Origin of the sequence: Mycobacterium tuberculosis H37Rv, assembly GCF_000195955.2 — a bacterium.
GTDB lineage: Bacteria > Actinomycetota > Actinomycetes > Mycobacteriales > Mycobacteriaceae > Mycobacterium > Mycobacterium tuberculosis.
The window spans coordinates 2,549,041-2,566,718 of record NC_000962.3 but is presented as its reverse complement, the minus strand read 5'-3'; the positions used below and the strand labels follow the sequence as shown (position 1 = coordinate 2,566,718).

Sequence of the window (17,678 nt, the reverse complement as noted above, 5' to 3'; positions counted from 1 at the left end):
TCTCGGCGAAAACGCGATCAACGAGGCGCCTACGGTGTCAGACTTCCTTTGTCTACCGAATGCGGCCGCCGCGGGGTCGGCCGCATTGGCTGGGCACTGAAGGGCCGCCGAGCGGACAAGACCGTCACCCGAGGTGATCGTGTTGGCGCTAGCGGTTCTCTGGACGCGCTACCGGCGCTCGAGTAGTGACCGGCTCATCCGCGATACCGCCTCGATGAGAATGGCTCGGGAGGTCGCGAAGTTGATGCGCACATGCCCGGCACCGCCAATCCCGAAGACGTGACCAGAACTGAGCGCAACCCGCGCGTGGTCGAGGAACCAGCGGGCTGGCCCGGACAGATCTGACACCACCGCCAGGCCTTCGGTCATCTCGTCGCTAGCCGCGTCATCGAAGCCGAGTTCTCGGCAATCCAGCCACGCCAGGTAAGTACCCTGCGGCCATCGGTATTGCACCCCGGGAAGATGCTCGTCGACCAGAGCGCCTAGCAACGTTCGATTGTGGTCCAGACCGCGCAGCAGCGCGTCGAGCCAGTTGCCACCAGTCCTGAACGCCGCGGTGTGCGCGATGACACCCAGGTGGCTGGGGCCGTGACCGACCTCCTCGGGCATCCGAGCGAGGTCGGCCGCCGCCTCGCGACCGGCAATGGCCAGGGCTGCCTTGAGTCCGCCGAGATTCCACGCCTTGGAAGCCGACATTAGTGCGAATGCGTTTTCCGCACCGGGGACGCTCAGATAGGGCGTAAACCGTGCCCCGGACGGGATAAGAGGGGCATGAATCTCGTCGGACACCACCCGGACACCGAACCGTTGGGCGCGTTCCGCGATGCCGCGCAGTTCGTCGGCGGTGTGCACCGACCCCGTCGGGTTGTGCGGATTGCACAGGAGGTAGGCGACGTTGCCGCTCGAGCCGCTTGAAGCACGCGCGCTCGAGAACGCTTCCTGCAGCGCGTCCAAATCGATCCGGCCGTCTCCCCGCAGCGGCGCTGGGATCACTCGGCGGCCGTCATGCGACACGAAAGCGTAGAACGGCGCATATACCGGGGAGTTGACGATCACAGGGTCACCGCGGTCGGTGATCAGACGCAGCACTTCGACGATGCCGAGCATGACGTCGGGAACGATGGCCGTGCGGCTCACTTCCAGGTCGTGCCATTGCCAACGTTGGCAAGCGAATTCGCGGACGGCTTCGGCATACTCCGTTCCATAGGGATATCCGGTGTCGCCGTCGTCGATAGCTCTACGGAGGGCATCGGCCACCGTCGGCGGAAGCTTCACGTCCATCTCCGCGACCCACAACGGCAAGACGTCGGCTGGGTGCGCACGCCACTTCATGCTCGTGCGTTGGCTTCGCAGTTGCTCGAGCGTTAGCTCCTCGAGTGGGTTAGGTATCACTCCGGCAGACTAGCCGTATCCGCGTCCCGCACCGGTCAACTGGTCTAGCCACACCGGGGAACATAGCCCGACCGGGGCTATCGACCAATCACGCTTGCACAGTTGGTCATAGGGCGGCTCGTTCCGCCGCGATGAAATAACGCCGAGGAATCGCTAGACGAAAAAAACGATAACAAATATTCGTCCGTCGCCGATGGTGCGCGAAAATCAGGGCCAAGCCCCAAATCGGCCACGGCTAAATGACAGAGAGTTCCGGCATCCATGTCAAATCACGATTTTTGGGGATAAGGGATTGTGGGCGCGCCTTTGCGGCACTGTCTTTTGGTGGCGGCCGCGTTGTCGCTGGGCTGTGGCGTGGCGGCGGCCGATCCCGGATACGTGGCAAATGTGATCCCGTGCGAACAGCGCACGCTGGTCTTGTCGGCGTTTCCGGCTGAGGCCGACGCGGTGCTGGCGCACACCGCGCTGGACGCCAACCCGGTGGTGGTCGCCGACCGTCGTCGCTACTACCTGGGCTCGATCAGCGGCAAGAAGGTGATTGTGGCGATGACCGGCATCGGCCTAGTGAACGCTACCAACACCACCGAGACCGCCTTCGCACGCTTTACCTGTGCTTCTTCCATTGCCATTGCCGCCGTGATGTTCTCGGGCGTCGCCGGTGGTGCCGGCCGCACCAGCATTGGGGACGTGGCAATACCAGCACGGTGGACCCTGGACAACGGGGCAACATTCCGTGGGGTCGATCCCGGCATGCTGGCTACTGCCCAGACGCTTTCTGTTGTACTGGACAACATCAACACGCTCGGCAATCCTGTCTGTCTGTGCAGGAACGTTCCGGTCGTCCGGTTGAACCACCTGGGGCGCCAGCCGCAACTGTTCGTCGGCGGTGACGGGTCTAGCTCCGACAAGAACAACGGCCAGGCTTTTCCTTGCATCCCGAACGGCGGCAGCGTTTTTGCTGCCAACCCTGTAGTGCACCCGATCGCTCACTTGGCTATACCGGTAACTTTTTCCAGGCGGCGGGACCCTGGCTGAAGAACGCTCTGATCAGCAACCTGAACATCGTATCGACGGTGAACCCCGGCTTCGACGCGGTTGACCAGGAGACGGCAGCCGCGCAGGCGGTCGCCGATGCACACGGCGTCCCGTTCCTGGGAATTCGCGGTATGTCCGACGGGCCCGGCGACCCGCTGCATCTGCCGGGCTTCCCCGTCCAGTTCTTCGTTTACAAGCAGATTGCGGCCAACAACGCCGCCCGGGTCACCGAAGCCTTCCTGCAGAACTGGGCCGGCGTCTGACTATGCAGTGCCACGGCCGACGGGACGGGTCGGATCCGAACTCCACTCCGACCATGACCCTGGAAACAGCTCCGCATCCTGGCCGATCACTGCCAGTGCCGCGACGATGACAGCTGCGCTGACACCCGAGCCGCAGTAGACACCCACGCGGCCACCGTGATCGATGCCGTGGTCGGACAGCAGTGCGTTAAGGGCGCCATTGCCAAGGAACGTGCCGTCGTCGGCCAGGACACTACCGCTGGGAACGTTGATGGCGCCGGGGATGTGACCGGCAACCGCATCCACGGGCTCGACATCGCCGCGGAAACGTTCCGGTACGCGCGCATCGAGCAGCGTCACACCACCCGCACCGGCTTGCTGCGCCGTTAGGGTTAGCCGCTGTCCGGCATACAAATCATCGTGCAGCACAGTCACATTCCCGAGCTGCGGGCTGACCTGGCCGGTCTCGATGCTGCCGCCTGCGGACCGCCACGCGGGCAAGCCGCCGTCTAGAATGCGTACATTCGCGATCCCAGCCGCAGTTAACACCCACCACGCTCGCGCGGAACCGGCTCGATTCCAGTCGTCGTAGACCACGACCGGCACATCGTGTCGGATTCCGCATCGGCGGACGGTGGCTTGCAGACTAGCCCCCGACGGCAGCGGGTGCCGGCCCCGGCCGGCGATCGTATGATCGCTCAGTTCGTCCTCGAGTGACACAAATACCGCTCCCGGCAGGTGACCCTGTAGGTAGGCCGCATGCCCGTCAGGTTCATCAAGCCGCCAGCGCACATCCAGGATCGACACCGGATCGCCGGCCTGGATCATGCCAGCCAGTTCCGCGGCGGTGATCAGGACCTGACCACGGGCTTGCACCGGTCACCTCCGTGTTGCCTGCCAACGCGGCTAATTCCCTTGTCGCGCAATCAGTGTAGTTACGGACAGGTTACATGTACCCCGAACGGCAGCTCACGCATGCCGGTTTGGCCCGGGATCACCGCGTGACCCGTCCCGGTCAGTGTGTAACTCTTGCCCTGCCTGGTCGCTTCGACCTGAGTTGGGGACTGAACCGGCTGGTAGGGCATCTGGTAGTCGACGCTTCCGATTTTAAGGGAGATACCAAAACCATTGACGTCTGGGGGCGTGGAGTCGGACAGGGACAGTGTCACCGAGGCCGAATCGTCGTGTGCGTTAACCCGTGTAGTTTGAGTCCCCGACTCCGACGGCGTCGCCGTCCTTACCGCTGGCGAGGTGCGGCACTCGACCACTCCGGAAATTGTGTGCGTATGTCCCTCTACCATGACGGTCGCGGCCGCGGGAGCTGACGGCGCACTGGGGGGAGAACCCGGCCCGCTGTGTGCGGAGCAGGCCGGCAGAGTTGCCCCGAGTGCCGACACGCCGAGCGCGGTAGCTCCGACAGCGATTCGAACGGTGTGGCGCGGATCAGTCAAGCCCGGCTCCCTCACTGGTAGGCGAGGAGAAATATAGGCGGATTGCCGCTCCGACACTAGCAAAATGCCATCAACGGCCCGCCGTGGCGGGGTCAGGTTCGCACACTGCGCCCTGTCGTGTGGCCCGCTGGCATCGTGCTATCAGGACTTGGTGATGGAGCAGTCGTGGTCTTGGAGAGTCTCGGCTGCAACGGGCTGGTCCTCAGTTCCCTCTGCCAAGAGCAGCAGGAATTGGTCCTGCGCTACGTTGGCAACCGCAATCGATGCATTTTCCATTTTCTTGCCGTCAGCGGTTACCTTCAGGTAGATGTCCCGGAACAGGTTCCTGGATTCGAACGCCTTCGTGTCAACCGCCAATCCTTGAAACCTGCGACCACCGAGGTCGATGGGGAGCTGCTTCCAGCCAACGTACTCTGAGGTATCCACGTTCCTCAGGGCTGCCGATGTTGTTGGTGACGAACACGATATGTGGATGTGCAGCTGATCCTGAGTGCGCGCGTTCTTCGGGTTGATGGTGAGGACTACGTCTGACTCTGGAAGTGAGTTGTTCAGGCGCGCGGTAACGAGGAACCGTGCGGCCCAAGCGTCGTAGAGGTAATTGCGACCCGCTGACTCCCGTAGGGCGGGATCCTCGATTCCGGTGATACGAGCAAGCGGGATCAAAAGGAACTGGTACGGATCAAAATCCGCTTTGTACAACGCCGTTCCAGACTGTTCATCCACGAATGTGCAGGGAGCGTACGCACCGGTACGCCGATAGCCGAATTCGCAACGGTCGTGCACGATTTTCCACAGTGCTTCACGGTCGGCCTCAGGGCGATTCGGCCGCGCCGGTACGGTTACCGCAATCAGCGCCCCGGCAAGAGCTGCTATCACCGCACCTATCAAGACACTTAGACTGACTGCCCGTCGGCTTTTGGGCACCTTGCGCCCGAGGGCTCGTGCAGCCAACCGAACGGCGCCCAGCCCGGTTCGCGTTGTTCCTGCCATGGCGCTATGCCCTTCCGATCACGCAGGATGTCGCCGGTCGTGTAGACCCTGGGTGCGGCGGGCCTGATCCTCCTCTGTTGGGTGCCAGTGCGGCGTGCCGGTGGCAGTAACTTTCGCCCGTCCACATCACCATCGCACCACCTTCGCATAGGCGCCAAGATCGCTGTGCGGCAGCCCTGCTCGCGCTGCGGCCAGTGCAATGAAACGCTGAATGAGTCTGTGAAAGCAATGGCCAAAACCTGAACCGTTGCTGGTTCGATCAGCGGGCGGCGCCGGCTCACTCGGCGTCGGCGGGGTCCAAGAGTTGCACTTCCTCTAGATCCATCGCCGCCTGCAGCTCGCGCAGCACGATGTCGTCGATGAGGTTTTGGTTGCGCAACGTGGTGACGGCCTGCCGCTGGTGTTGCAGCACGCCTAGACGCACGCGCCGGACCAGATCGTTGCGCTCGGCCAGATCGCTGGTCGCGGAGTCGGCGCCATCGGCCATGACGAGCACCGCGCGTTCTTCGTATTCCTTTTCCAGGTGTTTGACGAGATCGGGGGCGACCCCGAGTTCGTCGGCGACCGTCGGCAAAGCGTCGAGGGCGGCTTGGGCGCTACGGGTGCGGGCCAGCTGCAATTCGTTGGCGTGCGCGACGTCTTCGGGCATCCTCGCCCACCGAACGACGGTGGGCAAGGAAGTCCCTTGGACCAGCACGGTGACCAGAATGACGACCGAGACGACGAAGATGATCAGGTTGCGGTCTGGGAATGGAGCGCCGCTATTGGTGGTCATCGGCACCGCCAGCGCTGCGGCAAGCGATACCGCGCCGCGGAAACCGGCCCAGCTTGTGACGCAACGCTGACGGAAGCCGACGTGGCGGGTGGGCTTCTTCAGGACCCGGTCCACGGTGTGACCCAGGACCGTGGTTGCCTGTACCCAGGCGATCCGGGTGGCGATAACGACACCCGTCACCGCCAGGGCCAGGACTGTGGCCCGTGGTAGTCCCCCGTCCTCGCCGGCGATGTGGTCTATCGCGCCCGGGATCTGGACGCCGACAAACACCCACAACGAGCCGTTGATCAGGAACGTGGCGATGTCCCAAAACGCATGCGCCTGCAGGCGGGAACGAGCGCGTATCACCGTCGGACCAACGTAGGTGAGGACCAGGGCCGAAACCAGCACCGCAACCACACCGCTGCACTTCAGAGATTGAGCGAGCAAGAACGCTGCGAACGGCGTCAGCAAGCTCAGGGCTCCCTCCTCCAATGGTGCGTCGATTCTGCGGCGTAGCAATGTCACCAGGCCGCCGACCAGCAGCCCGGCCATGATTCCGCCGAGATAGGAGACGACGAACCGGCCGACCAGCGCGGCCGGGCCGATCCCAGCGGCACCTTCCGCGACCGCCACGGTGACGGCGAACAGCACGAGCGCGGTCCCGTCGTTGATGAGGCTCTCGCCGCGTAGCACTGTCAGCGCCCGGCGCGGCAACCGTTTCGCCAGGCCGGCCACCGCCGCGGCATCGGTGGGGGAGAGCACGGCACCGAGGACAGCCGCGGCGTGGGACTCCATGCCCAGCGCTCGTGCCGTCCACGACACCGCGACCGCGGTGGCAATCACCAGCCCGATACTGAACATGACGATGACGCGCAGGTTCCAGCGGATCTCGCGAAAGCTGGTGTTCATGCTCTCCCAATAAAGGATCGCCGGCAGGAACAGCAGCAGCACCACCTCGCCATCGATCTGAACGTCACCGAAACGGGGAATCAGACCCAGCAGGGAACCGGACAGGATGAGCAACACTGGAGGGCCCACGCGATAGCGGTGGCCCAGGACGGTCCCCACGACCACGGCGGCGACCAGCGCAACGATAACGACGAGCCCGAACACCAGCCCATCCTCGCCTATGGTGCGTCGACCATTCATACCGCCGCGTTGACCTGTTTCGGCACCCTGGCGAACACCGCGAGATGTTGGGTCGACTCAGTCCGCTGACAACGTGGCGCACGGCACAATGTCATCGAGGTGTCGACTCGATCAGCTGGAGGACTCAGGTCTGATGACCACCGTGGATTTCCACTTTGACCCTTTGTGCCCGTTCGCCTATCAGACCTCGGTGTGGATCCGTGATGTGCGCGCGCAATTGGGAATCACGATCAACTGGCGGTTTTTCAGCCTCGAGGAGATCAACCTGGTAGCGGGCAAGAAGCACCCGTGGGAGCGAGACTGGTCCTATGGCTGGTCGTTGATGCGGATCGGTGCGCTGCTGCGTCGAACGAACATGTCGTTGCTTGATCGGTGGTATGCAGCGATCGGTCATGAGCTGCACACCCTGGGCGGCAAACCGCATGATCCCGCGGTGGCGCGACGCCTACTGTGCGACGTCGGCGTCAATGCGGCGATTTTGGACGCGGCGCTGGATGATCCGACGACCCACGACGACGTCCGCGCCGACCACCAACGGGTTGTCGCCGCGGGCGGATACGGCGTGCCGACGCTCTTTTTGGACGGACAATGCCTTTTTGGGCCGGTGCTGGTGGACCCGCCTGCTGGACCGGCCGCCCTGAACCTGTGGAGCGTCGTCACGGGCATGGCGGGGCTGCCGCACGTCTACGAACTTCAGCGACCGAAGTCACCAGCCGATGTTGAACTCATTGCCCAGCAGCTACGCCCCTACCTCGATGGGCGCGATTGGGTGAGCATCAATCGCGGGGAGATCGTTGATATCGACCGGCTGGCGGGCCGCTCCTGAGCGGCTACACCGTGGTGATTGGCGGGTACTGCCGGCGATGGGCGGAGCGTTGTCGTCGTTTGGTCGCTATGGCAAGGCGGCGGTCTCGAGTTCCTCGAATGCCGCGCCGGTGTACTGCGCTAGCCGCTGCAGATGCGGCAAGGTGTCACGGCAGCCCAGAAAGCCGAGGACGACCTTGTCCGTGTAGCCGACCAGCGTCACGTTGAGGCCATAGCCGTCACACAGGAACGACATCGGAACAATCACATCCAGCTTGGCGCCCGAAAGATACAACGGGTCCTTCGAGAGCACCACATTGGAGACGGTGAAGTTGAACAGCGGTGGAATCACCCCGAGTGCGCCGGTCTTCTGCCCCACCGCGATCGGCAGCAAGCCGAATACGGAGTAGTGCTGCAAGGCATTTGGTGACATCGCCAGCAGTTCGGCCTTGCCGCGGGTGGTCGACGCCGAGATTGTGGTCAGCCGCGCAACCGGGTCTTCGATCGAGGTGCCCAGCGGCGCGACGAAACCCGAGGCGGCGTTGACCGTGTCTGCGTCGCGCTCGAAGCCGACCGGCACCGAGGCGGTCAGGGTGTTCGTCGGCAGGTCGCCCAGCTCCTGCAGGTAGCGTCGGCAAGCCCCGCCGACAGACGCCAGGATCACGTCGTTGACGGTGCAGTCGGTGGCGTGGGCCACTGCCTTGAGGCGCGGCAGTTTCAGCACTTGCACCGCTAGCCGTCGATGCCGGTTGACGCGGGTGTTAAACGGGGTACGCGGGGTGGTGAGGGCCGCCCGCACCGAGCTGTTGGCGCCCAGCACCATGCTGGATAGCCTTCCGGCCAGTTCGCTGACCGCGGAAACGCCCTCGACCGCCCGCTTCGTCGTGGCGGCGGCCAACACGCTGGCCAAGTCGTAGTCATCGCCGAACGGCTCGGGCTTGCCCGAGCCTGGGGGTGCCTCGGGATCGGTGGTGAGCCAGCTCTTGATCAGGTTCACCCCACCCAATCCGTCGACCGCGCAGTGGTGGGCCTTGAAGTACATGGCGAACTGACGGCCGGTTAGCCCCTCGATGAGGTGCAACTCCCATAGCGGCTTGGCCATGTCAAGTGGGGTCGAATGCAGCCGCTCGACCAACGCGCCGAGATCGCGGCCGGTCCCCGGATAAGGTAGGGCGGACAAGCGGACGTGGTAGCTCGGATCGGGCTGCACCTGCCTCCAGTACGCCATCGACGCGCCGCCGGCGATCACGCTGTCGAACGGGAAGGGCAGGAACGCCAGTTGTGAGATCGCCTCGTACAGGTCGCGGATGAACCTGCGCGGTGCTCCCTTAGGCAGGTCGAAGACCGCAAACGCGCCGATGTGCATTGGCGTGCGCGGCGCCTCCATGCGCGCGAACATCTGATCCAGCGGGCTGAGCAGCTTCACAAGGCCAACCCTAGCGACCTCAACCCCAAAAGCTATGGGATCGCAACCGCGGGGCCCGGCTCACTGCCCGCGTGTTGCGTTGCGTAGACCTCGGCCAGGAATTGCTCCACGGCGATCGCCGTGTGTGCCGCACGTGCCGAGCCGAGCAGGTCGAAAGCGTGCTGGGTAAAGGGCAATTCGGCGTATACCACCGGCTGCTTGCTGACTTGCCGCAGCTGATCGACGAAGCCACGCGCCTGCTGTACGGGAACCAGCGAGTCGTTGCGGCCGTGTAGCACAAAGAATGGGGGAGCGTCGGCGGAAATGTGGGTGACCGGTGAGGCGTCGAGGTAGGACTGCATGTTCGCCGTGCGCGGTTGTTTGACCACCATTCGCTCCAGCAGCGGCAGCATCATCGGGTGCATCGCGTCCTGCAGACGAGTGAAGTCATAGACGCCGTAGAACGGCACGGCTGCCTGCACCCGGGTGTCCGCCTCTTCGAATCCCGGTTGGAATCGTGGGTCATTCGGCGTTAGCGCGGCCAGTGACGACAGGTGGCCGCCGGCCGAACCACCGGTGATGGCGATGAAGTCCGGATCGCCGCCGTATTCGCTGATGTGCGCCTTGACCCACGCCAGGGCGCGCTTGACGTCGATGATGTGATCCGGCCAGGTGTTGCGCGGGCTGTGTCGGTAGTTGATCGCCACGCAGATCCAGCCTAGCTCGGCGAGGTGGCTCATCAGTGGATGCGCCTGTCCGCGTTTGTTTCCGGTGGTCCATGCACCGCCGGGGATCTGAAACAGCACGGGCGCTGTTCCGGTCAGATCTAGATCGGGACGTCGCCAGATATCGAGGTGGTTGGCCCTGCCGTATTCGCCGTAGCTGATGTCGCCATCGTGTGCGTAATCGCGGTAGATCCGCAGCATGCGCAGCGGCCCGGGGGTCTTGGCGGTACCACCGCCGGCTGGGCGGCGCCACAGACCGGCCGAGGCGGTGCGGCGATCGGGCCCCAGGCCGCTGTCTAATGCGGCGGTGAGCTGGGCATCGGCCTGACGGCCTGCGCGACTGAGGTTCAGCAGCCCCAGCGCCGAGAAGGCCGCTACCAGCCAGGAGACCGCCCGCACTGGCCGGGTCAGGCGTTGGGCTGTCAACACCAGCCCGCCGAGCTGGCTCGCCAGCGTCGGTAACGGAAACTCGGTAACCACCAGGCCAATAAACCACGACCACAGCGATGCGAATCCGTTGCGCGCCAGCGGCCTATATGCGTTGATCGTGGCGGCGGCGGTCACTGCCGCTACCACCAAGGCCCCGATTTGCCGGATGACGTGGATGAGTCGAGGAGCGCCCATGTGGTTACCTTACGAGGCCACCCCGCCGTACGAACGGTGGCCAGCGCGTGATGTGGACCCTAAGGGCCCGGCCGCGTGCTCGATCGGCGGCTTGCGAATTGTGCTCGCCAGCCTGCGGTTGGTGGCGGTCGCGGGGTCGTTGTCGGTGATGCCGATTTTCGAGGCACCGCAGTCGACGCTCGCGTGGGGGCATTTTTCGAGCATGGGCCGTCGTCACTAGGGGTCTGAATGTTGTTGGGAACAACCATTGGTTGTGATTTGATCAGGCATGCCGCTCAGCTCTCGTATGCCCGGACTCACCTGCTTCGAAATCTTTCTGGCCATCGCTGAGGCCGGCAGTCTTGGCGGCGCCGCACGCGAACTCGGGTTGACTCAACAAGCTGTGTCAAGGCGGCTCGCATCGATGGAGGCCCAGATCGGGGTGCGATTGGCCATCCGGACGACACGTGGCTCCCAACTCACGCCTGCCGGCATCGTCGTCGCCGAATGGGCGGCCCGCTTGCTCGAAGTCGCCGACGAGATCGATGCCGGCCTCGGCTCGCTGCGCACCGAAGGCCGCCAGCGCATCAGAGTGGTGGCCAGCCAGACGATAGCCGAACAGCTGATGCCGCATTGGATGCTGTCCTTGCGGGCCGCCGACATGCGCCGCGGTGGTACTGTCCCTGAGGTAATCCTGACCGCCACCAATAGCGAGCATGCGATCGCAGCCGTTCGTGACGGCATCGCAGATCTTGGATTCATCGAAAACCCCTGTCCTCCCACGGGATTAGGCAGCGTTGTGGTTGCACGCGACGAACTGGTCGTCGTCGTGCCGCCGGGTCACAAGTGGGCCCGACGGTCACGAGTAGTGAGCGCCCGGGAGCTCGCTCAGACGCCTTTGGTGACTCGCGAACCGAACTCTGGCATCCGCGATTCACTCACCGCGGCGTTACGTGACACGCTCGGGGAGGACATGCAGCAAGCGCCACCGGTGCTGGAATTATCATCGGCTGCGGCCGTGCGGGCCGCGGTCTTGGCCGGCGCTGGACCGGCTGCGATGAGCCGGCTAGCGATAGCCGATGACCTGGCGTTCGGTCGATTACTCGCGGTCGACATCCCCGCGTTGAACCTGCGGCGCCAGCTTCGAGCCATCTGGGTCGGTGGGCGCACCCCGCCGGCGGGTGCGATACGAGACCTGCTCAGCCACATCACTTCCCGCAGCACGTAGGACCTCCGTCCGGCGAGCAGTCGCATAAGCCCCCGCACGCACGGCGTGTCGGGGGCTTTAGCGACTGCTCGCGGAGGTTGCGCTGGGGTTGATGGACCCGGCGTCGTCAGAAAATCGCGCGTAGCGCGACAAGACCGACCGAGGCGAGGATCGCCGCCGAAGGCAGCGTGATGACCCACGCTAGCACGATCGGTTTCATCAGTCCCCAGTTGGTGGACCGGTTTACGATGCCGACGCCGAGGACGGCGCCGATAAGAATGTGCGTGCTGGAAACCGGAAGACCCAGGACCGTGGCTCCCATGACCACCCCGGCGGCCGACAATTCGGCAGCAAACCCCGATGCCGGGTGCATCGTGGTGAGGTTGTGTCCAACGGTGGCGATCACCCGTCGTCCAATGAACCACAACCCCGCGCACAACGCGACGCCGAACGTTACCATGGCCGCGGCAGGCACCGCTGCGTTGCCTTCAATGGCGCCCGTGCGCAGCACATCCAGGATTGCCGCGAACGGCCCGATGGCGTTGGCAATGTCATTGCTGCCGTGGCTGAAGGCGAAGCCCGAGGCCGTAAAGACCTGCATCCAGCTGAACATCAAAAACGTTGACCGTGAAAGTGATTCGCCCCGAAGTGTCTTGGCGAAAATAAAGGTGGCCATCCACACCGCTGCACCGACCATCGCGATGATGAAGTAGTTATTCATCGTGGTAAGGCCCAAGTGCATGTGCTTGAACCCCTTGAACAGCAGCATCGCGACAATGATCATGGATCCGGCGGCGGCGACCAGCGGAACCCAGTTCTGCAGGGCCCGGAACGCGTCGACCGACGATGTCTTGGCGTCGATTTCGTGTAGCTCGCGGTAGTAATCGGATTCCAGTTCGTCGGGATCAAAGTCCTTGCGGTTTGCCGCGACGGCGTCGCGCGCCAGGGCGCCGGTATAGGCGATCTGCTGGATCTCGGTGAGCCGGTCGAACGCCGCCTTGTGGCGCTCGCGGTGTGCGATGCGCTCTTTCTTAATTTCTGTTAGCCGTCGTTCGGCCTGTTCGTTGTACAGCAGGATGTGCCGTTTGATGACGCCGTAGAGCAGGTACGACACCAAGCCGCCCAACACCGGCGACAGCACCCAGGACACCACGATCTGGCCGATTTGATCCCACTGGACCATCCTGAGTGCGGCACCGCCCTGGCCGCTCACCATCCCCAGCGCGATCGCCGCGCCGACGATGCCGCCGATGATCGAGTGTGTGGTCGACACCGGGTACCCCATACGGTTAGCAAACAGCAGCCAGAGCGCGGCTGCCGATAGCGCCGACAGCATGATGTTCATGAAGTCGCGTGGGTCGACGGACACCCCGGACAGATCAACGATGCCGCTGCGGATGGTCTCGGTGACGTCGCCGCCGGCGATCACCGCGCCGCTGACCTCGAAGATCGCCGCGACCAGAAGCGCCTGTTTCATGGTCAACGTGCCCGCGCCGACGCTGGTGCCAAACGAGTTGGCGACATCATTGCCGCCGACGTTGAAGGCCATGAACATGCCGACGACGGTGGCGAGCACCAGGATGACTTTGTTCGCGCCGGACCCTGCGTAGTCGAATGCCCACCACGAGAACAGCACGAAAGAACCCGCCAGCAGCAGACTGAACGACAGGTGCCATGGTCGGTCCGGCCCGAGGAAGCCCTCGTGTTGCGGTGTGCGCGCTGCGCGATCCTGAAGTCCGCTAGCCACCAAATGCCCATCCCTGTGGTGTTTGGCATTGTCGCTCATGTCGGCTTGTGTTGGCGATCGAGCGTCAGCAGGCTACGTCATGGCGGCTAGCAACGGGTAAACGCCGGATGAATAACGGTGACCGACGCTGCATCGGACTGACCGGACAGATGCGGGGAAATCGGCTTTGACGACCGGCGGACCGAGCTGTCCACGAAGATGTTGCGCTCGAGACTTGCAGGCCTGTTGGCCGGCCGATGACCGGCCTTGGTCCGGCCGGCTCTTGTCCGTGCTCAGGTGTCTCCGAAGACAACGCCTGGGTTGAGGATGCCCGCCGGATCGAAGCTCTGCTTGATACGGCGCATGAGGCTGATCTTGACCGGGTCTTCCAGCTCGAGGAAATAGCCGGTTTTGGCCCGGCCGACGCCGTGTTCGCCAGAGATCGCGCCACCCAATTCCATTGCGAGAGCAAAGATGTCGGTCATGAGCTTCTTCTTTTTCTCCGGATCCTTGCACGCGATGGCCATGTGTACGTTGCCGTCGCCGGCGTGCCCGCAACCGACCGCGGCACCGTCCGCTGCCGCCGCCAGACCGCGCGCGGTGCTCAGGAATTTTGGCATCGACGCGCGTGGGACGACGGTGTCGATGATGTCGTCGGCGCCGAGTGCTTTTGCCGCCCAGAATGCCTTCTCGCGGGCCTCGATCAGCTTGCGCGCCGAGCCTCCTTCGAGCACGTAGGCGTCCACCGCTCCCAATTCCATGAGCATTTCACCCACCGTCTGAATGTCCTCGAACAGTCGGTCGGCGATGCGGTTCTCAAGCGCCACAAGGAGATAAGCTTCGCAGCTGTCGCGGATCTGGTCCGGAATACCTAGCTCCAGGTTCTGAGTGGAGATGAGTGCGGCCATCGAAGTGTTGTCAATGTACTCCAGGATGTCAGGTGCCAGGCCGCTGGCGAGGATCTTGGGCACCGCCGCCATGACTTGGTCGAAGTCGGCGAACGGGGCGAGCACGCTGGCGTTGTGGTCGAGCCGCGGATGCAGCTTGACGATCACCTCGGTGACCAAGGCCAGGGTGCCCTCCGAGCCGATGATCAGCTGGGTGAGGTCGTAGCCGGTGGACACCTTGGCCATCCTGCCGCCGGTTCGGATGATCTCGCCGGTGGGCAATACCGCTTGCAACCCGAGCACGTTATGGCGGGCCACTCCGTACTTGACCGCGCGCATCCCGCCGGCGTTGGTTCCGACATTCCCGCCGACGCTGGAGGACAGCTCGCCCGGGTAAACCGTGTACCGCAGCCCGGTATCGGCGGTAGCGGCGTCCAGGTCGGTCAACGCCACCCCGGGCTGCACGACGGCGACTTGGTTGGCGGTGTCGACCTCGAGGACCTTGTTCATCCGGTCGAACGAGATCAGCAGCCCACCCTCGACTGGTCGTGCGGCCCCCGACAAGCCGCACCCGGACCCGCGGGCCGTCACCGGCACACCGTTTTCAGAGGCGGCCTTCAGCAGTTGGGCAACCTCTTCGGGGGTGGCCGGCTTGGCGGCATAGGCTGGCTTCTGCGGCGGCCCCGTCAACTCTTCGTCGTGTGCGTAGTCCTCGGGGATTGCGTCGCCGGTCAGCAAATTGGCGTTCCCGACGATTTCGGAAAACCGAGCTGTCATTTCACTCATCGGAGGCCTCACTTTCCAACGCTGCGCTGCGTGCCCGACCGCGACTTACTTTATCGCTGCCGGTGCGGGCAAATCATCGTGGTTGGCTCTCAGCGGTACGGTTCGATACTGTGCGCCGCGCATTGCGCACGTTTCTACGGTGGGGAAAGCCTGAAGGGGACCGATGGTGAAGACGGCTATGTTGGGCGCGGTGAACCGCCCCGGTGAGTCCGGAGACTCTCTGATCTGAGACCTCAGCCGGCGGCTGGTCTCTGGCGTTGAGCGTAGTAGGCAGCCTCGAGTTCGACCGGCGGGACGTCGCCGCAGTACTGGTAGAGGCGGCGATGGTTGAACCAGTCGACCCAGCGCGCGGTGGCCAACTCGACATCCTCGATGGACCGCCAGGGCTTGCCGGGTTTGATCAGCTCGGTCTTGTATAGGCCGTTGATCGTCTCGGCTAGTGCATTGTCATAGGAGCTTCCGACCGCTCCGACCGACGGTTGGATGCCTGCCTCGGCGAGCCGCTCGCTGAACCGGATCGATGTGTACTGAGATCCCCTATCCGTATGGTGGATAACGTCTTTCAGGTCGAGTACGCCTTCTTGTTGGCGGGTCCAGATGGCTTGCTCGATCGCGTCGAGGACCATGGAGGTGGCCATCGTGGAAGCGACCCGCCAGCCCAGGATCCTGCGAGCGTAGGCGTCGGTGACAAAGGCCACGTAGGCGAACCCTGCCCAGGTCGACACATAGGTGAGGTCTGCTACCCACAGCCGGTTAGGTGCTGGTGGTCCGAAGCGGCGCTGGACGAGATCGGCGGGACGGGCTGTGGCCGGATCAGCGATCGTGGTCCTGCGGGCTTTGCCGCGGGTGGTCCCGGACAGGCCGAGTTTGGTCATCAGCCGTTCGACGGTGCATCTGGCCACCTCGATGCCCTCACGGTTCAGGGTTAGCCACACTTTGCGGGCACCGTAAACACCGTAGTTGGCGGCGTGGACGCGGCTGATGTGCTCCTTGAGTTCGCCATCGCGCAGCTCGCGGCGGCTGGGCTCCCGGTTGATGTGGTCGTAGTAGGTCGATGGGGCGATCGGCACACCCAGCTCGGTCAGCTGTGTGCAGATCGACTCGACACCCCACCGCAAACCATCGGGGCCCTCGCGGTGGCCCTGATGATCGGCGATGAACCGGGTAATTAGCGTGCTGGCCGGTCGAGCTCGGCCGCGAAGAAAGCCGACGCGGTCTTTAAAATCGCGTTCGCCCTTCGCAATTCGGCGTTGTCCCGCCGCAAGCGCTTCAGCTCAGCGGATTCTTCGGTCGTGGTCCCGGGCCGTGCGCCGGCATCGACCTGCGCCTGGCGCACCCACTTACGCACCGTCTCCGCGCAGCCAACACCAAGTAGACGGGCGACCTCACTGATCGCTGCCCACTCCGAATCGTGCTGACCGCGGATCTCTGCGACCATCCGCACCGCCCGCTCACGCAGCTCCGGCGGGTACCTCCTCGATGAACCACCTGACATGACCCCATCCTTTCCAAGAACTGGAGTCTCCGGACATGCCGGGGCGGTTCACGGTGGCGCTGGTGATCGCCTTGGGAGGGACTTGCGGTGTGGCGGATGCTTTGCCGCTGGGCCAGACTGACGACCCGATGATTGTCGCGCATCGCGCGGGTACGCGCGATTTTCCCGAGAACACCGTTCTGGCGATTACCAACGCAGTCGCAGCTGGTGTGGATGGCATGTGGCTGACCGTCCAGGTCAGCAGCGATGGCGTGCCGGTGCTGTATCGTCCGTCCGATCTGGCAACGTTGACCGACGGCGCCGGCCCGGTGAATTCGAAGACGGTTCAGCAACTCCAGCAGCTCAACGCGGGATGGAATTTCACCACGCCGGGCGTCGAGGGCCATCCCTACCGGCAACGGGCGACCCCGATACCGACACTGGAGCAAGCCATTGGCGCGACTCCGCCCGATATGACTCTGTTTCTAGACCTCAAGCAGACTCCGCCACAGCCGCTGGTCTCAGCGGTCGCGCAGGTGTTGACCAGGACTGGTGCTGCCGGGCGGTCGATCGTATATTCCACCAACGCTGACATCACGGCTGCAGCCTCGCGGCAGGAGGGACTGCAGGTCGCCGAAAGTCGTGACGTGACCCGCCAGCGCCTTTTCAACATGGCATTGAACCATCACTGTGATCCGCAGCCGGATCCTGGGAAGTGGGCCGGATTCGAGTTGCATCGCGATGTCACCGTCACCGAAGAATTCACGTTGGGGTCCGGTATCTCCGCGGTGAATGCCGAGTTGTGGGACGAGGCCTCGGTCGACTGTTTCAGATCGCAGTCCGGCATGAAGGTCATGGGTTTCGCGGTGAAAACTGTCGACGACTACCGCCTGGCTCACAAAATCGGACTCGATGCGGTACTTGTGGACTCGCCGCTGGCGGCCCAACAATGGCGTCATTAACGTCGCTCGCTGTCAGGGTGCGGTTCATTTGAATTGCGTGCGGTACTGACGATTTCGGAGTTTGGGGGAGGCCCGTACTTTTA

15 protein-coding genes, 6 other annotated features and 1 other gene are annotated in these 17,678 nt (G+C 63.8%); of the genes, 5 read left to right on the top strand and 11 right to left on the bottom strand.

Translation table 11 applies throughout. The features are described 5' to 3' along the window. Positions 1–168: 168 nt before the first annotated feature. A complete protein-coding gene (locus tag Rv2294; RefSeq protein ID NP_216810.1) occupies positions 169–1,392 on the bottom strand; it encodes a cystathionine beta-lyase in 1,224 nt (407 codons plus the stop codon). Between the two features lie 294 nt (positions 1,393–1,686). Between Rv2294 and Rv2293c the strand changes: the two genes are divergently transcribed. Both Rv2293c and Rv2292c read left to right on the top strand, forming a co-directional pair. After that, positions 1,687–2,427, top strand: a complete 741-nt coding sequence (locus tag Rv2293c) for a hypothetical protein (RefSeq protein ID NP_216809.1) — start codon at positions 1,687–1,689, stop codon at positions 2,425–2,427. 38 nt (positions 2,428–2,465) lie between these two features. Beyond that, a complete protein-coding gene (locus Rv2292c) occupies positions 2,466–2,690 on the top strand; it encodes a hypothetical protein (RefSeq protein NP_216808.1) in 225 nt (74 codons plus the stop codon). On the opposite strand, the gene sseB is transcribed toward Rv2292c, so the two are convergent. From sseB to yjcE, 5 genes are all read right to left on the bottom strand, one after another. After that, on the bottom strand, positions 2,691–3,545 hold the full coding sequence (sseB, locus tag Rv2291) for a thiosulfate sulfurtransferase SseB (protein ID NP_216807.1): 855 nt from the start codon (positions 3,543–3,545) through the stop codon (positions 2,691–2,693). 59 nt (positions 3,546–3,604) lie between these two features. Further along, complete coding sequence (gene lppO / locus Rv2290; RefSeq protein NP_216806.1) at positions 3,605–4,120, bottom strand: lipoprotein LppO; 516 nt, start codon at positions 4,118–4,120, stop codon at positions 3,605–3,607. 141 nt (positions 4,121–4,261) lie between these two features. After that, positions 4,262–5,044: a CDP-diacylglycerol pyrophosphatase gene (cdh, locus tag Rv2289; protein NP_216805.1), complete on the bottom strand. Its 783-nt coding sequence runs from the start codon at positions 5,042–5,044 to the stop codon at positions 4,262–4,264. Next, positions 5,014–5,391, bottom strand: coding sequence for a hypothetical protein (locus tag Rv2288; RefSeq protein ID NP_216804.1), 378 nt, complete (start codon positions 5,389–5,391; stop codon positions 5,014–5,016). The genes cdh and Rv2288 overlap by 31 nt, the downstream gene beginning before the upstream one ends. Beyond that, entirely contained in the window at positions 5,388–7,016 is a 1,629-nt protein-coding gene (yjcE, locus tag Rv2287) for a Na(+)/H(+) transporter (RefSeq protein NP_216803.1), read from the bottom strand. The genes Rv2288 and yjcE overlap by 4 nt, the downstream gene beginning before the upstream one ends. Before the next feature lie 133 nt (positions 7,017–7,149). Between yjcE and Rv2286c the strand changes: the two genes are divergently transcribed. After that, positions 7,150–7,842 carry a hypothetical protein gene (locus Rv2286c; protein ID NP_216802.1) on the top strand — a complete coding sequence of 231 codons (693 nt, stop codon included), beginning with the start codon at positions 7,150–7,152 and terminating at the stop codon, positions 7,840–7,842. A 66-nt stretch (positions 7,843–7,908) separates the two neighbouring features. On the opposite strand, the gene Rv2285 is transcribed toward Rv2286c, so the two are convergent. The 3 genes from Rv2285 to Rv2283 are packed head-to-tail and all read right to left on the bottom strand — an operon-like array spanning position 7,909 to position 10,778. After that, positions 7,909–9,246 (bottom strand): diacylglycerol acyltransferase, encoded by a 1,338-nt coding sequence (locus Rv2285; RefSeq protein ID NP_216801.1) that lies wholly within the window; start codon positions 9,244–9,246, stop codon positions 7,909–7,911. 32 nt (positions 9,247–9,278) lie between these two features. After that, complete coding sequence (gene lipM / locus Rv2284) at positions 9,279–10,574, bottom strand: esterase LipM (RefSeq protein ID NP_216800.1); 1,296 nt, start codon at positions 10,572–10,574, stop codon at positions 9,279–9,281. Positions 10,575–10,583: 9 nt separating this feature from the next. After that, on the bottom strand, positions 10,584–10,778 hold the full coding sequence (locus Rv2283; protein ID NP_216799.1) for a hypothetical protein: 195 nt from the start codon (positions 10,776–10,778) through the stop codon (positions 10,584–10,586). A gap of 64 nt (positions 10,779–10,842) precedes the next feature. Between Rv2283 and Rv2282c the strand changes: the two genes are divergently transcribed. Further along, entirely contained in the window at positions 10,843–11,781 is a 939-nt protein-coding gene (locus Rv2282c) for a LysR family HTH-type transcriptional regulator (RefSeq protein ID NP_216798.1), read from the top strand. Positions 11,782–11,887: 106 nt separating this feature from the next. On the opposite strand, the gene pitB is transcribed toward Rv2282c, so the two are convergent. Beyond that, a complete protein-coding gene (gene pitB, locus Rv2281) occupies positions 11,888–13,546 on the bottom strand; it encodes a phosphate permease (protein NP_216797.1) in 1,659 nt (552 codons plus the stop codon). Between the two features lie 233 nt (positions 13,547–13,779). Then, positions 13,780–15,159: gene (locus Rv2280) on the bottom strand. Positions 15,160–15,347: 188 nt separating this feature from the next. Continuing rightward, positions 15,348–15,350: a repeat region (3 bp direct repeat, ccg, flanking IS6110), on the bottom strand. Further along, positions 15,351–15,378, bottom strand: a repeat region (28 bp inverted repeat at the right end of IS6110,GAGTCTCCGGACTCACCGGGGCGGTTCA). Then, positions 15,351–16,705, bottom strand: a mobile genetic element (IS6110-7, len: 1355 nt. Insertion sequence IS6110.). It overlaps the preceding feature by 28 nt. Next, positions 15,393–16,654 (bottom strand) — a sequence feature (similar to insertion sequence element IS986/IS6110 transposase; Probable IS6110 transposase. Identical to many other M. tuberculosis IS6110 transposase subunits. The transposase described here may be made by a frame shifting mechanism during translation, the sequence UUUUAAAG maybe responsible for such a frameshifting event (see McAdam et al., 1990)). It overlaps the preceding feature by 1,262 nt. Then, positions 16,678–16,705: a repeat region (28 bp inverted repeat at the left end of IS6110,TGAACCGCCCCGGCATGTCCGGAGACTC), on the bottom strand. On the opposite strand from Rv2280, the gene Rv2277c reads away from it, so the two are divergent. Continuing rightward, positions 16,690–17,595, top strand: coding sequence for a glycerolphosphodiesterase (locus Rv2277c; protein ID NP_216793.1), 906 nt, complete (start codon positions 16,690–16,692; stop codon positions 17,593–17,595). It overlaps the preceding feature by 16 nt. Then, positions 16,706–16,708: a repeat region (3 bp direct repeat, ccg, flanking IS6110), on the bottom strand. Its footprint overlaps the gene before it by 3 nt. Positions 17,596–17,678: the final 83 nt, after the last annotated feature.